This window comes from Pseudomonas sp. Irchel s3f7 (assembly GCF_900187615.1).
Lineage (GTDB): Bacteria > Pseudomonadota > Gammaproteobacteria > Pseudomonadales > Pseudomonadaceae > Aquipseudomonas.
In genome coordinates this window covers 180390-195146 of record NZ_FYDO01000005.1, presented here as the reverse complement: position 1 = coordinate 195146, position 14757 = coordinate 180390, and the positions used below count along the sequence as shown (strand labels likewise).

Here is a 14757-nt window from a genome sequence, read left to right as displayed (position 1 = left end):
TGACGTCCATCGCGATCAGGCTCGCTCCTACAGGAAAGAGCCTTCAGATGGCCCGAATCACATGTTTGATTTCCTGGAAAGCCTGCAAGCCCCACGGCCCCAATTCGCGGCCGATACTGCTCTGCTTGTAGCCGCCCCAAGCGGTCTGCGGAAAGATCACCTGCGGCGCATTGATCCACACCAGCCCCGCCTGCAAGGCGTTGGCGACGCGGTCAGCAGTCTGTGCATTGCGCGATACGACACTGGCGACCAGACCGAACTGGCTGTCGTTGGCCAGGGCAATCGCCTCGGCTTCGGAGGCGAAACGGCGTACGCAAATCACCGGACCAAAAATCTCTTCACACCACAGCGCACTATCGAGGGGCACTTCGGTGAACACCGTCGGCTGCAAAAAATATCCGCGCGGCAGATCTGCCGGACGATTACCGCCGCAAATCAACTTGGCGCCAGCGCTCAAACCACGATCGATGTGGCCGAGCACACGCTGGTACTGCGCCTGATTGACCAGTGCGCCCATTTCCACGTCCGGGTCGAACGGGTCGGCCACGCGGATCGCTTCGGCACGGGTCTTCACTCGGTTCAGGAATTCATCGGCCAGTTCTTCAGCGACCAGCACGCGGCTGGTGGCGGAACACATCTGCCCGGCGTTGAAGAAACCACCACCGCAGGCCACTTCCACCGCCAGGTCGAGATCGGCATCGGCGAGCACCAGCAGCGAAGATTTGCCGCCCAGTTCCAGGCTCACGCCTTTGACGGTTTCTGCCGCCCGTTGCATGACCTGCACGCCGACCGCGTTGCTGCCGGTGAAGGAGATTTTCGCGATGCGCGAGTCAGCCGACAACGGAGCGCCAACGGCCAGGCCGGTGCCGCACACCAGGTTGAACACGCCCGCTGGCAACCCGGCATCCGCAATGATCGCGGCCAGTTCCAGCTCCGGCAGCGGCGTGACTTCCGAAGGCTTGAGTACCACGCAGCAACCGGCGGCCAAGGCTGGCGCGAGTTTCCACGCCGTGGTGACCATCGGGAAATTCCACGGCACGATCAGGCCCACCACACCGCAGGGTTCGCGACGCAAACGCGCGCTGAAGTCGTCGGTCGGCAATTCGACATTGCTGTCTTGTTTGGCGTCCAGTCCCTCGGCCAGACCGGCGTAATACTCGAACGTGGCGATCACGTCATCGACATCAATCGCGGCTTCGAACTGTGGCTTGCCGTTGTTGCTCGACTGCAAGTGCATCAGCTTTTCGCGATGGGCCTGCACGCCATTGGCGATCTTGCGCAGGATCGCGCCGCGCTCGGCGCCGGTGGTTTTCGACCAGTCGGTAAAAGCCAGGGTGGCCGCGCTCACGGCTTGATCAACAGCGCGTTCATCGCCGCCATTGGCGGTGGTCAACAGCGCTTCGGTCGCCGGGTTGATCACGCGCAAGTGTTCGTTGCCCGCCGACCATTGACCGTTGATGTACAGGCCATCCAGGTTGGTTGGAAAAGTCATTTCGACACCGCCTGCATCCATTCGGTCTGATCGACTTCAATCAGGGTCGGGCCCTGACGATCACTCGCCGTACGCAGCGCACCGCGCAGTTGTTCGACGCCACTGACCGCTTCGGCGGCGCAACCCAGGGCCTTGGCCACACCGATGAAATCCGGGGTGTAGATGTCGACGCCCACCGGTTCGATGGCGCGGTTGACCATGTATTTCTTGATCTCTTCGTAACCCTGGTTGTTCCACAACAGCACGATCACCGGGGTGCGCGCTTCAACGGCGCTGGCCAGTTCCGGCAGGGTGAATTGCAGGCCGCCGTCGCCGATCAGGCACACCACTGGCGGACGAGTGCCGCTTTCAACGCTGCCACCGAGCCAGGCGCCAATCGCTGCCGGCAAGGCGTAACCGAGGGTGCCGTAACCGGTGGACGAGTTGAACCAGCGACGCGGACGCTCAGGGTTGAAGGTCAGGTTGCCGGTGTACACCGGTTGGGTCGAATCGCCGACGAACACGGCGTCCGGCAGTTCGTGCAACACGGTTTCGAGGAAACGGGTCTGGGCCAGGGTCGGCCCATCCCAGGTCGCGGCCAGGTCTTCACGCAGGCGTGCGGCGCGAACCTGACCCCAATCATTGCGACGCTCGGCCAAGGATTTGTGCGACAGCGCACTGAGCAAGGCTTGGGCAGCGTTGCGCGAGTCGGACACCAGCGCCACGTGCGGCGGGTAGTTGCGCACGGTCTGGTCCGGGTCGATGTCGACACGCAGCAGCTTGCCAGGAATCTCGAAACCACCGGCAAAGGTCACGTCGTAGTCGGTCTCGGCCAGTTCAGTACCGATGGCCAGAACGACGTCGGCCTCGGCGACCAATGCGCGAGTGGCGACCAGGCTCTGGGTCGAACCGATCAGCAACGGGTGAGCGGACTCAAGCATGCCCTTGGCATTGATGGTCAACGCGACCGGCGCGTCGAGCAACTCGGCCAGTTCGGTCAGCTCGGCAGCGGCATCAATGGCACCGCCACCGGCGAGGATCAGCGGACGCTTGGCGCCGGCCAGCAATTCCGTCATGCGCGAAACGGCGGATGGCGAAGCACCGGCGCGGTCGATGTTGACCGGCAGGCTGTTGAGCAGTTCGTCGGCGTCTTCAACCAAGACGTCCAACGGAATTTCGATGTGCACCGGACGCGGACGACCGGCCTGGAACAGCGCAAAGGCACGGGCCAATACGCCCGGCAATTCCGACGCCGACATCAGGGTGTGGGAGAACGCCGCGACACCGGCACACAGCGCGCCCTGGTTCGGCAGCTCGTGCAGTTTGCCGCGACCGCCACCCAACTGGCTGCGCGATTGCACGCTGGAGATCACCAGCATCGGAATCGAGTCGGCATAAGCCTGACCCATCGCGGTGGTGATGTTGGTCATGCCAGGGCCGGTGATGATGAAGCACACACCCGGTTTGCCGCTGGTGCGGGCATAGCCGTCGGCCATGAAGCCGGCGCCCTGTTCATGGCGCGGCGTGACGTGGTTGATGCTCGAACGGGCCAGCCCGCGATACAGCTCCACGGTGTGCACCCCGGGAATGCCGAACACCTGCTCGACCCCGTAGCCTTCGAGTAACTTGACCAATACTTCGCCGCACGTCGCCATGTGAATTGCCCTTCTTGTTCGATTTGAGACGCCGGGCCTGCGCAGTGTTTATGATGGATTCGCAGGTCCAGGGATGGCCTCATTGGAACGGGCGACACATAGCCGCAACAATGGATAAAAAGTCATACTAGCCATGTCCTCACGTCATACCTTGGATCCCAATGAAACGACTGCCTCCCCTGCCGGCGCTGCACACTTTTCTGATTACCGCGCAGTGCTGCAACTTCACCCGGGCCGCCGAGCAACTGCACATCACCCAAGGCGCAGTGAGCCGACAGATCGCCGGGCTGGAAGATCATCTGGGTTATGAGCTGTTCATCCGCCAGGCCCGGGGTCTGGGTCTCACGGCCGAGGGACGGGAATGGCTGCCACGGGTGCAACAGATTTTCGGCTTGATCGACGAGGCCGTTGAACAGATCGGTGAGAAGCGCGAAACCTTGCAACTCAAGGCGCCGACCTGCGTCATGCGCTGGTTGCTGCCACGCCTGCTGCAATGGCAAAAGGAACGCCCGGACGTGCCGGTGGAACTGACCACCACGGTCAAGCACGGCGTGGATTTTCATCGCGAACAATTCGATGCGGCAGTGATGTACGGACCGCCGCCGGACAGTGCGTTGATGGCGCAAAAACTGTTCGATGAGCAACTGACACCGGTGTGTTCCAGACCCATGCTCGAAGGGCCGATGACGCTGCAAACACCGGCCGATCTGCAACAACATTTGCTGCTGCACCCGACCCGGGATGAGCGGGACTGGAAGGCGTGGTTGAAAGCGGCGGATGTGCACTTGACCAATGTCGGCAAGGGCCAGCATTTCGAAACACTGGACCTGGCGATGTCGATGGCGTCCCAGGGAACGGGGGTGGCGATTGGCGACTGGTCGCTGATCGGCGATGACCTGAACGCCGGGCGGCTGGTCATGCCCTTTGAATTGAAGGTAAAAACCGGGCTGGCGTATTACCTGGTATTCCCCGAAAAACCCACGCCTTCGCCGAAGTTGCGTGAGTTGATGGGGTGGTTGGTGGAGCAGGCTCAGTCACGCTGAGCCGCCCTTGTAGGAGCCGGCTTGCTGGCGAATATGGCGAGGGGGCTTGTCGGATCGCCGCACCGTCCCGCGCGGCTGAGCAGCAGTCGTAAGACCTGAAAACGCGGTGTACTTGACACATTGCAGGGGAGCGCTTCGCACTCCAGCGGGAGCAAGCTCCCTCGCCACAAAAAGCACCATCAACGCCTCACCGCATCAGCTCACTCACCCCACTTCATCTCGCCCTTGGCGACTTTGGCGCTCAGTTCCAGGGAGCTGTCTTCGCCCAGGGTCGGGAAGCGCTTTTTCATGGCGGCGATCAGTGCGGCAGCGTCCTTGGCCTTGGCGGTTTCTTCGTCGAAAGCCTTGATGTAATCAGCGGTGAACTGCACGGCGGCCAGCGAACGGGCGCTCTCGCCGAGGTAGTGGCCCGGCACAATGGTTTTCGGTTTCAGGGTTTCAATGGCATGCAGCGTAGCCAACCAATCAGTATGGGACTGCGCAGTTTGGGTATCGGCCATCCACACGTGGATGTTTTCTGCCACGACCACGCCACCGACCACTGCCTTGATCGATGGAATCCACACAAAGCTGCGATCTGGCTGTTTGCCTTTCAGGCCCACCACCTGCAACTTCTGCCCTTCGAGGATCAGGCTGTCGCCCTTGAGTACGTCCGGCACGATGGTTTTGGCCGGTACGTCCGCGCCCATCTTCGGCCCCCAGAAGGCCAGTTTGCCGTCGACGGTTTTCTTGATGTGGTCCACGGTGGGCTGCGATGCAAGCACCTTGGCCTTGGGGAATGCAGCGGTCAGGGTGTCGAGGCCGAAGTAGTAATCCGGGTCGCCGTGGCTGATGTAGATGGTGGTCAGTTGCTTGCCGCTGGCGCGGATCTTTTCGACCACGTGTTCGGCCTGGGATTTGCCGAACTGCGCGTCTACCAGGATCGCGTCTTTTTCGCCGCTGACGAGTACGGACGTCACCGGGAAAATCGCTTTTTCTCCAGGGTTGTAGACATCCAGCGTCAGCGTCGATGCACTGGCGTGGGCGGCAAAGCCGAGAGCGGCGCTGGCCAGTAAAATACGCTTAAACGTGGTGAAAACGATCATCTGTTGCTCCTTGGTTGAAATACGCCTTTGTAGGAGCCGGCTTGCTGGCGATGGTCTTTAACGAAAACCCATGCTGACCTGGAAAGCGCGGCGCCTGGGACAGCATCGCCAGCAAGCCGGCTCCTACAGAAGATGGAGGGAGCTTAGTTGCCTGACTCAGTACAAAAAATGCGATCCTTGGACATAGTTTGTTTCTGAAATCGGGCAAATCATGGATCGTCTACAAGCAATGCGTGTGTTCGTCACGGTGGTCGACCTCGGCAGTCAGTCGGCTGCCGCCGATCATCTGGAGCTGTCGAGGCCAGTGGTTTCGCGGTATCTGGCAGAACTGGAAGACTGGGTCGGCGCACGCCTGATGCACCGCACCACGCGCAAGCTGAGCCTGACCGCCGCCGGTAGCGAAATGCTGCCGCGTTGTCGGCAGATGCTCGACTTGTCCACCGACATGCAGGCCGCCGTCAGCGTCCCGGACGATGCCCCACGTGGATTGTTGCGGATCAGCGTCAGCACTTCGTTCGGCCAGGCACAACTGGCCGATGCCATGGCCGCTTACGTCAAGCGTTACCCCGGCGTCAGCATCGACATGCAGATGCTCGACCGCACGGTGAACCTGGTGGATGAGCGCATCGACCTGGCGATCCGCACCAGCAATGACCTGGACCCGAACCTGATCGCCCGCCGCCTGACAGTCTGTCGCTCAGTGATCTGCGCTTCTCCGGCTTATCTGCGCGAGCACCCGGCACCGCAGCGGGTAGAAGACCTGAGCCAGCACAACTGCCTCACCCATTCCTATTTCGGCAAAAGCCTGTGGCATTTCGAGCAGGACGGCGAGCAGGTTTCGGTACCGGTGCACGGCAACATCAGCGCCAATGAAGCCAGCACGTTGCTGCGCGCTGCGATGGCCGGTGCCGGGGTGGCGATGTTGCCGACGTATCAGGCGGGGGTGCACATCCACAGCGGTGAACTGGTGCGACTGTTATCCACAGCCGAACCTCGAGAGATGAGCGTGTACGCCGTGTATGCCTCACGCAAACACATGCCGACGGCGCTGCGCAGTCTGCTGGATTTTCTGGTGATCAGATTTCCGGAAGAACCGCAATGGGACGCGTATTTGTAAACACCGACCTTGTAGGAGCTGGCTTGCCAGCGATAGCGGCGTATCAAACAACATCAACGGTGACTGACACGCCCTCTTCGCTGGCAAGCCAGCTCCCACAAGGGGCATCAGCGCTCTGAATGCCGCGCCATGGCTGGTAACTCACCCGCGTTGACCTATGCTCAAAGTAATACCGAAAGGTATTCGTTCAGAGGTTAATGCCGTGAACATCAGAACAAGAAGATACCTCGCGATTTTCGTCACCTGCGCCGTCACCCTCGGGCTGTATGGCGCTGCTGCCTGGCGTGTCGAGCAGTTGCGTAATCTGCCCCGTGAGGCCGCGAGCTGCAATTACGAGCACTGCATTCCTCACAACGCGACCCTCAACGCCCTCCGATAACGAAGGGGATCAGGTCTCGTTGCCCTGATCGGCCTTCAAGCGGTCGCGGAACGCCTTTGGCGAGATCCCCACTCGACGTCGGAACAGGCGTGTGAAGTTGGTCGGATCAGAAAACCCCAACACATCGGACATTTCGTAAATGGTCATGCTGGTGTAGGTCAGCAAACGCTTGGCCTCCAGCAATTGCCGCTCGTGCATGATCTGCAATGCCGGTTGCCCCGCCAGTTCACGGCACGTGCCATTGAGGTGGGAGACGGAAATCCCCAGCCGATGCGCCAGGTCCTCGACCTTGACGTGCTGGCGATAAGTCTCTTCCACCAGCTGAATAAACCCGTTGAGGTATTCCCGTGCCCGCTGCGGTCGCGCCATGGCAGTGCGTCGCTGGATCACCTGACGGCTGACCCACACCATGATCACGCTGACCAGCGAATGCATGAGCATTTCCCGCGCCGGTTGGTGGCTGGTGTATTCGTTCTGCAACGCACTGAACAGGCTATTAAGGTACTCGGCATCTTTGCCGGCCGGGTAACTTTCAGACTGGGCCAGGGCATTCACCGAATGCCCCAGTTGCACCTGCAAATGGGCGATCAGTGGCGCCGCCAACGTGACCACGAAACCTTCCACATCCTCGGAAAAACGAAAGCCGTGCACCGAAAGCGGCGGCAGGATCTGGATCGCCGGTTCGCTCAGTTGCGTGCGTTGGCCTTCGATTTCAAGTTCTGCCTGGCCTTTGAAGACGAAAAGCAGCTGACACAGATCGGCATGGCGATGGGGTTTGATTTCCCAATGATGTTCGCGGCTGCGTTTGGAAATGGTTTCACAGTGCAGCAAGTCCGGGGTGGGCCAATCCAGGCTTTCACCGTAGAGCTTGAACACCGGAATCGAAGGCAGGTCAGGCTTGTTCATCACTTCAATCCAGGCCTCGGGGTTGATCTGGGGCGATAATCGCACCGATTGGCAGAATGTACAGCTATCGGCTCAGTTTTCACCTTCAATTGACAGACTCGCAAGTGAAAAATGCAAACACTCGATCCATAAAAATAATTCACCGGCCTTGGTCGCGTGGAGCTTGCGAGTCATAAGAACAATGAAAACACTGAAAACCCAAGTTGCCATTATCGGTGCTGGCCCCTCCGGCTTGCTTCTCGGCCAATTGCTCCACAACGCCGGCATCGACACCATCGTTCTCGAACGTCAAACCCCCGATTACGTGCTCGGCCGAATCCGCGCCGGTGTGCTCGAACAAGGCATGGTAGAGCTGCTGCGCCAGGCGGGTGTAAGTCAGCGCATGGACGCCGAAGGCCTGGTCCACGGCGGTTTTGAACTGGCCCTCGACGGGCGCCAGGTGCACATTGATCTGCAAGCGTTGACCGGCGGCAAGACCGTGATGATCTACGGCCAGACCGAGGTCACCCGCGACCTGATGGATGCTCGTCGGGAGGTGGGCGCGCAGACGATTTACCAGGCCAGCAACGTCGTTCCCCACGGCATGAAAACCGATGAGGCGTTTGTCACTTTTGAGAAGGATGGCGAAACCTATCGGGTCGATTGCGACTACATCGCCGGTTGCGACGGCTTCCACGGCGTGGCTCGGCAATCGATTCCCGCCGAATGCCTGAAGGTGTTCGAACGCGTCTACCCGTTTGGCTGGCTGGGGATTCTGGCCGACACGCCGCCGGTCCACGAAGAATTGGTCTACGCCCGCCACGAGCGCGGTTTTGCCCTGTGCAGCATGCGCTCGTCGACGCGCACCCGTTACTACGTGCAAGTGCCCGCAGACGAAAATGTCGAGGATTGGTCCGATCAACGCTTCTGGGACGAACTCAAAAGCCGCCTGCCGGTCGAGCTTGCGCAAAAACTGGTGACCGGCCCGTCCATCGAAAAAAGCATCGCGCCGCTGCGCAGTTTCGTCGTCGAACCCATGCAGTACGGGCGGATGTTCCTGGTCGGTGACGCCGCGCACATTGTCCCGCCCACCGGGGCCAAGGGTCTGAACCTGGCGGCCAGCGACGTCAGCACGCTGTTCAACATCCTGGTCAAGGTTTACCGCGAAGATCGCCTCGATTTGCTGGAGAAGTACTCGGAAATCTGCCTGCGTCGCGTGTGGAAGGCCGAACGGTTTTCCTGGTGGATGACGTCGATGCTGCACCGTTTCGACGACCACGATGCGTTCAGCCAACGCATTGCCGAATCGGAGCTGGAATACTTTGTCGGTTCTGAAGCGGGTCGCAAAACCATTGCAGAAAATTACGTCGGCCTTCCGTACGAGGCTATCGAATAGCCTGCTATCGACTTACACTGGCGAGCATCCCCGCTCGCCTTGCGGCTTGCGGGTCAATCTCTGCCCGCAGGTTTTCCCGTGACCAATCTCCACCAGCCTGAAACGCCCAAACCGGCCATCCGCAGCGTGCTGATCGCGCTGATGCTGGCGATCTTTCTGGGCGCCCTGGACCAGACCATCGTCGCCGTGTCGATGCCGGCCATTTCTGCGCAATTCAAAGACGTCAGCCTGTTGGCCTGGGTGATTTCCGGCTACATGGTAGCGATGACGGTGGCCGTGCCGATCTACGGCAAATTGGGTGACCTGTACGGCCGGCGCAAGTTGATGCTGTTCGGCATGGGCCTGTTCACCCTGGCGTCGGTGTTCTGCGGCATGGCCCAGAGCATGGAGCAATTGGTGCTGGCGCGGATTCTTCAGGGTATCGGCGCTGGCGGGATGATTTCCGTGAGTCAGGCAATCATCGGCGACATCGTGCCGCCCCGGGAACGTGGCCGCTATCAGGGCTACTTCAGTAGCATGTATGCGGTGGCGAGTGTGGCCGGCCCGGTGCTCGGCGGCTACATGACCGAGTACCTGTCGTGGCGCTGGGTGTTCCTGATCAACCTGCCGCTGGGCCTGGGCGCATGGTGGGTGGCCCATCGCACGCTGGTCGGCCTGCCGGTCCCGCAACGCAAACCGATCATCGATTACCTCGGCACCCTGCTGATGATCATCGGCCTGACCGCGTTGCTACTCGGCATCACTCAAGTCGGCCAGGGCCATTCGTGGCGCAGCGCCGAAGTGCTGGCGCTGCTGACGAGTGCAGTGCTGGTACTGGGGCTGTTCGTGGTCCACGAACGTCGGGCGCGAGAGCCATTGTTGCCCATGCATCTGTTCGCCAACCGCAATGCGATCCTGTGCTGGTGCACGATTTTCTTCACCAGTTTCCAGGCGATTTCGTTGATCGTGTTGATGCCGCTGCGCTTTCAGAGCGTGACCGGTGCTGGTGCCGACAGCGCGGCCCTGCACTTGCTGCCGCTGGCCATGGGCTTGCCGATCGGTGCCTATTTCGCCGGGCGCCGCACGTCTGTGACCGGGCGCTACAAACCCATGATCCTCACCGGCGCTGTGCTGATGCCGATCTCGATTCTGGGCATGGCTTTCAGTCCGCCCCAGGCGTTTGTGCTGAGCAGCCTGTTCATGTTGCTCTGCGGGATTGCCTCGGGCATGCAGTTCCCGACTTCATTGGTGGGCACACAGAATTCGGTGGAACAGCGTGATATCGGTGTGGCCACCAGCACCACCAACCTGTTCCGTTCACTGGGCGGCGCGGTGGGTGTGGCGTTGATGTCGGCGCTGCTGCTGGCGTTGTTGCAGGATTCGAGCTTCGCCCATCTGGCCGGCTCGACACTGATTGCCGAAGGGCATTCAGGGAATGTGTTGCTGGATGGTTTGAACGCTGCACCGGGGGATGCGCAAGACGCCCTGCGCGCGGAACTGCTGCTGACGTTCCGGCACTTGCTGATCGTCAGCGCGGTCGTGTCGCTGTTGGGGTTGGCGGCGGCAATTGCGATGCCGAACCTGTTGTTACGTGGGCGTGAGGACAAGGCGCGCTAGACAGACCGCGTTGCGGCGTTCGCTGGCAAGCCAGCTCCTACGAAGTGCGAGGGACGCCTGATTCCCTGTAGGAGCTGGCTTGCCAGCGAAGGCGGTCTGACAGGCACCACGATTCAAGGGCTGTAATACCCGACCGCCACCAGGAAGTGCCCGACCTTCTTCAGGTACGCATGCTTGTTCTCGACCTTGCCGGTCACCGGGTTTTTCCAGCGGTACTCGTAATCGCCGTAATCCTGTTTAGCCATCAGCGCCAGAATCGGCTCGCCGACCGGTTTGCCTTCCGGATCTTCAACCTTGTTGAAATCGGTGTTGATCAGCCGCAAGTTGGTGCCATGGGCCACATACCGCTGGGTGTCCAGGTCGACAACAAACACATAGAGGTCGTCCTGCAAATACCCGCCCTTGAGGGAATTGATCGCCGTCAGCGTGCCCTTTTCGTCCTTGGCCAGATCGGTTGCCGCTTTGTTCAACAAAGCCATGGCTTGCTCGGCTGACGCCCGTGGCAGGTAGTAACCGACCGCGAGAATCCGTTGACCGACGCGCTGGTAGTACACGTGTTTGCGCTCGACCTTGCCGTCGCCCCAGTTCTGCCAGCGATACTCCGCCTGCTGAATGCCATTGCCCTCCGGTACTTTCAAGGCATCCTTGAAGGTTTTCTGCAAATCCGGCCCAAGGGTTTCCGACACATCCCGGCCAATCAACGCGGCGGACGGCCCGCCGCTGGCGAGCATGACGCCCTTGGTGTCGAGCACGAAGACATACCGGTCCTTGTCGACGAACTCGCCTTGACGGCTGAAGGCCGCAAAGGCCTTGTCGCCATTCTCGTGATAGTACGCCAAGGCCTTTTCCAGCAAGGCGATGGCAGCCTTGCTGTCTTCCTTCTCGGTACCGGCGGCCTGCGCCTGGCCCAGGCACAGCACAAGCATGCCGCAGAGCCAGGTCAACTTTTGCAGAAACCCCATTGCGTGTCCCTCGTTCCTGTTGGTGTTTCAAGAGCGTAGACGGCAATGGGGGATGTATGGATATTCAGGAAACATGAGGATGGTTTTTGTGCCGAGGGAGCAAGCTCGCTCGGCACAAAAACTCACTGAACAGACGATTACTGTTGCCGGGCGCGCAATTGCTGTTGCAGGTTCTGGATCTGCGCCTGAAGGGTATTGATGTTGCGGGTGACCTGGCCGCGGAACGCATCGAACTCGGCGGTGCTGGACCCGCCTTGTGGCGCTGCCGGGCGATTGTCCTGCTGGCTTTTGAGTATCAGGATGTCCTGCTCCAGTCGCTCGATGGCGGCGCTTGGGTTGCCTTGTTTTTTCAGTGCGACGATATCGGCGCCCAGGCTTTTCAATTGCGCATCGAATTTTTCGGCATCCGCCGGAGCATTTTTCAGCGTGGTCAATTCACTGCCGAGTGCTTTGACCTGCGCCTGCAATTGCGTGTTGGCGGTCTGTTGCTCGGTGTTCTGGGCTGCCATTTGTGCCAGGCGCTTATCCAGTTCGGCGGTTTGTGCCGTCATCTGCGCCAGACGCTTGTCGAGGTCCGATGCCTGGCCTGCAACGCCCTGCTGTTGCGTGGTCTGCTCCAGCAGCCTGCTTTCCAGTTGCTTGATTTGCAGCTTCAGGGCTTCACTGTCGGTGGTGACGTTTGTCTGGCTGGCGACCACCTTGCCGGAAATGTCCTGCAAACGACCCGCCGCTTCCTCACTGATTCGCGCGAAGCTTTCCTGGGTCGCCACCAATTGCTGCTCCATCAGCGAAATCTGCTGAAAACTCCACCAGGCAAGGCCCGCGAACGCAAAGAACAACGCGCCGACCAATGCCCACAGCGGCCCGGTGCTCGCGGCCTTGACCTTGACCACCGGCGCCGTACGCGAGTGCACGACCTTGCGAGTGGTCGGTGGAAAATCATCGTCATCGAGGACGTCTGCACGCAGGCTCGGTACGTCGTCGAAGTCGTCGTTGGCATCGTTACGCATGGACATTGAATCAACCTTTGTGAAACAGATGATGGCTTTGTGCCGTGCAGTATAACCCTCACGACCGCAACCATTGACCCTGATCCCCGGTCCTCGGTTCAACAGGCGACCGGCAGCTGTTCGTCAGCGAATGTCCTGGGCCTTCCACCAGCCGCAGAATTCATCCAATGCCGTCCACAGACTGACCTTCGGATCGTAATCCAGATAATGCCGGGCGCGGCTGATGTCCAGGGTGAAGTTTTTGTTCATGACCTGCATGCCCAAGCGCGACAGCGTCGGCTCGGGACGCCCCGGCCACAGCTTGCACGCGCCCTCGTTGAGTGCGGCAACCGAGTAAGCCAGGCCGAAGGAACGGTGACGCGTGACCTGTGGGACGTCCATCTGGCGCATGACGTAGTTGACCACGTCCCACAAGGGGATCGGCGTGCCGTTGCTGATGTTGTAGGCCTTGCCCAGGGCAGAGCCGGTGGCCAGCAAACTGCTGAGCAACGCTTCGTTTAGGTTGTGCACGCTGGTGAAATCGACCTTGTTCAGGCCGTTGCCGATGATCGCCAGGCGGCCCTTGCGCTGCATCTTCAGCAGGCGCGGGAATATGCTCATATCGCCGGCGCCGGTGACGAAACGCGGACGCAAGGCCAGGGTTTCGAGGCCGAACTCCTGGGCACCGAAGACCTTTTGCTCAGCCAGATACTTGGTCGCGGCATAGTGGTGTTTGAAGCGCTTGGGCACCTGTTCTTCGGTCAGGCCCACGTGGTCGCGGCCATCAAAGTAGATCGACGGTGACGACAAGTGCACCAACCGCCGAACCCGCTGCTTCAGACACGCTTCGACCACGTTTTCGGTGACCTGGACGTTACCTTGATGAAAGTCCTGATAACGCCCCCACAAACCGACGGCGCCAGCGCAGTGCACCACGGCCTCGACGTCAGAACACAGTTCGCGCGCCAGTTCCGGGTCGCTCAAGTCACCCGGGATGAACTCGGCGCCGCGGCGCACCAGATGCTCCACACTCTCGGCCCGGCGACCGTTGACCCGCACGTCCAGGCCCTGCTCCAGGGCGAAACGCGCAAAGCGCCCGCCGATGAAGCCGCTTGCGCCGGTAACCAGAATTTTCATGTAGTGCTCCGAATATTTCGTTTTGCGTATTGCGTGAGGTCTTGACGCTGCCCGTCAGTCCAACGGCACCAGCCATTGCTTCGACGCGCGCACCAATTGATCCGTGAGTAAACCCAGCAGTTGACCGCCGTTGCGCCAATGATGCCAGTACAGCGGCACATCGATCGGCTTATCTGGCAAAAGCTCCAGCAAAACACCGCGTTCCAGTTGTTCGCGCACCTGTAATTCCGGAACCAGTCCCCAGCCGAGCCCGGCTTCAGTCAGGCGAATGAATCCTTCAGACGACGGGCACAAGTGGTGTTCGAAGCCGCCATCGACGCCAAGCGAAGCGAGATATCGATGCTGCAGGAAATCGTCCGGGCCAAACACCAGCGCCGGGGTTCGGGCCAACTGATCGGCGCGTACGCCGTCAGGAAAGTGCCGGGCAATGAACGCCGGACTGGCCAATGCGCGATAGCGCATGGCCCCCAACAGCACGCTGCGCGCCCCGGCAACCGGGCGTTCACTGGCACAAAGGCAGGCTGCCACTTCACCGGCACGCATGCGCTTGAGGCCGACGGTCTGGTCCTCGACCACCAGATCCATCAATACCTTCTCCTGCGCGCAGAAATCCCCCACGGCCTGCGCCCACCAAGTCGCCAGGCTGTCGGCGTTCAAGGCGATCCGCAGGCGTTCCGGCAAGCCCTCTTCATCGAGCGCCGGCACCAAGCTTTGCAAATCCCGTTCAAGCAACCGCACCTGCTGCACATGATTGAGCAGTCGGCGCCCGATTTCAGTCGGGGTGGGCGGCGTGGCGCGTATCAGCACCGGCTGGCCGACCCGTGCCTCCAGCAATTTGATGCGCTGGGAAATCGCCGACTGCGACAACCCCAGCACTTGGGCTGCCCGTTCAAAACCGGCCTGTTCTACCACCGCTGCCAGCGCGGAAAGCAATTTATAGTCGAACATCAGTTTTCCTAATGAGCGATCAGCATGATTGGTTTTTCTTATACAGCTTTCGCACGGAGAATGCCCGACAAGAACTCTTGAACAAGGATCCCCC

The 14757-nt window shown here is 60.5% G+C and carries 13 protein-coding genes; 5 read left to right on the top strand and 8 right to left on the bottom strand.

Features of this window, described 5'->3' with window-relative positions:
• Window positions 1-43 precede the first annotated feature (43 nt).
• Complete coding sequence (locus CKW19_RS06225) at window positions 44-1492, bottom strand: aldehyde dehydrogenase family protein (RefSeq protein ID WP_095057136.1); 1449 nt, start codon at window positions 1490-1492, stop codon at window positions 44-46.
• The gene (locus CKW19_RS06220) at window positions 1489-3126 is read right to left on the bottom strand and encodes a 5-guanidino-2-oxopentanoate decarboxylase (RefSeq protein ID WP_095057091.1); all 1638 of its coding nucleotides are present in this window, start codon (window positions 3124-3126) and stop codon (window positions 1489-1491) included. The genes CKW19_RS06225 and CKW19_RS06220 overlap by 4 nt, the downstream gene beginning before the upstream one ends.
• 161 nt (window positions 3127-3287) lie before the next feature.
• Here CKW19_RS06220 and CKW19_RS06215 point away from each other — a divergent pair, with 161 nt between their 5' ends.
• The gene (locus CKW19_RS06215) at window positions 3288-4169 is read left to right on the top strand and encodes a LysR substrate-binding domain-containing protein (RefSeq protein WP_095057090.1); all 882 of its coding nucleotides are present in this window, start codon (window positions 3288-3290) and stop codon (window positions 4167-4169) included.
• A 200-nt stretch (window positions 4170-4369) separates the two neighbouring features.
• Here CKW19_RS06215 and CKW19_RS06210 read toward each other — a convergent pair whose 3' ends face one another.
• A complete protein-coding gene (locus CKW19_RS06210) occupies window positions 4370-5254 on the bottom strand; it encodes an MBL fold metallo-hydrolase (RefSeq protein ID WP_095057089.1) in 885 nt (294 codons plus the stop codon).
• Between the two features lie 211 nt (window positions 5255-5465).
• Here CKW19_RS06210 and CKW19_RS06205 point away from each other — a divergent pair, with 211 nt between their 5' ends.
• Together CKW19_RS06205 and CKW19_RS28820 are read left to right on the top strand one after the other, a co-directional pair.
• On the top strand, window positions 5466-6371 hold the full coding sequence (locus tag CKW19_RS06205) for a LysR family transcriptional regulator (protein ID WP_218232050.1): 906 nt from the start codon (window positions 5466-5468) through the stop codon (window positions 6369-6371).
• 202 nt (window positions 6372-6573) lie between these two features.
• Window positions 6574-6750, top strand: a complete 177-nt coding sequence (locus CKW19_RS28820) for a hypothetical protein (protein WP_177408776.1) — start codon at window positions 6574-6576, stop codon at window positions 6748-6750.
• A gap of 9 nt (window positions 6751-6759) precedes the next feature.
• On the opposite strand, the gene CKW19_RS06195 is transcribed toward CKW19_RS28820, so the two are convergent.
• Window positions 6760-7656, bottom strand: coding sequence for a helix-turn-helix domain-containing protein (locus CKW19_RS06195; protein WP_095057086.1), 897 nt, complete (start codon window positions 7654-7656; stop codon window positions 6760-6762).
• 190 nt (window positions 7657-7846) lie between these two features.
• Here CKW19_RS06195 and pobA point away from each other — a divergent pair, with 190 nt between their 5' ends.
• Entirely contained in the window at window positions 7847-9031 is a 1185-nt protein-coding gene (gene pobA / locus CKW19_RS06190; protein WP_177408782.1) for a 4-hydroxybenzoate 3-monooxygenase, read from the top strand.
• Between the two features lie 78 nt (window positions 9032-9109).
• The gene (locus CKW19_RS06185) at window positions 9110-10627 is read left to right on the top strand and encodes an MDR family MFS transporter (protein ID WP_095057084.1); all 1518 of its coding nucleotides are present in this window, start codon (window positions 9110-9112) and stop codon (window positions 10625-10627) included.
• Window positions 10628-10740: 113 nt separating this feature from the next.
• Here CKW19_RS06185 and CKW19_RS06180 read toward each other — a convergent pair whose 3' ends face one another.
• From CKW19_RS06180 to CKW19_RS06165, 4 genes are all read right to left on the bottom strand, one after another.
• Window positions 10741-11589 carry a cache domain-containing protein gene (locus CKW19_RS06180; protein ID WP_095057083.1) on the bottom strand — a complete coding sequence of 283 codons (849 nt, stop codon included), beginning with the start codon at window positions 11587-11589 and terminating at the stop codon, window positions 10741-10743.
• 137 nt (window positions 11590-11726) lie between these two features.
• Entirely contained in the window at window positions 11727-12605 is an 879-nt protein-coding gene (locus CKW19_RS06175) for an ATPase (protein ID WP_095057082.1), read from the bottom strand.
• Window positions 12606-12722: 117 nt separating this feature from the next.
• The gene (locus CKW19_RS06170; protein ID WP_095057081.1) at window positions 12723-13715 is read right to left on the bottom strand and encodes an NAD(P)-dependent oxidoreductase; all 993 of its coding nucleotides are present in this window, start codon (window positions 13713-13715) and stop codon (window positions 12723-12725) included.
• Window positions 13716-13769: 54 nt separating this feature from the next.
• Window positions 13770-14663, bottom strand: a complete 894-nt coding sequence (locus tag CKW19_RS06165) for a LysR family transcriptional regulator ArgP (protein ID WP_095057080.1) — start codon at window positions 14661-14663, stop codon at window positions 13770-13772.
• Window positions 14664-14757: the final 94 nt, after the last annotated feature.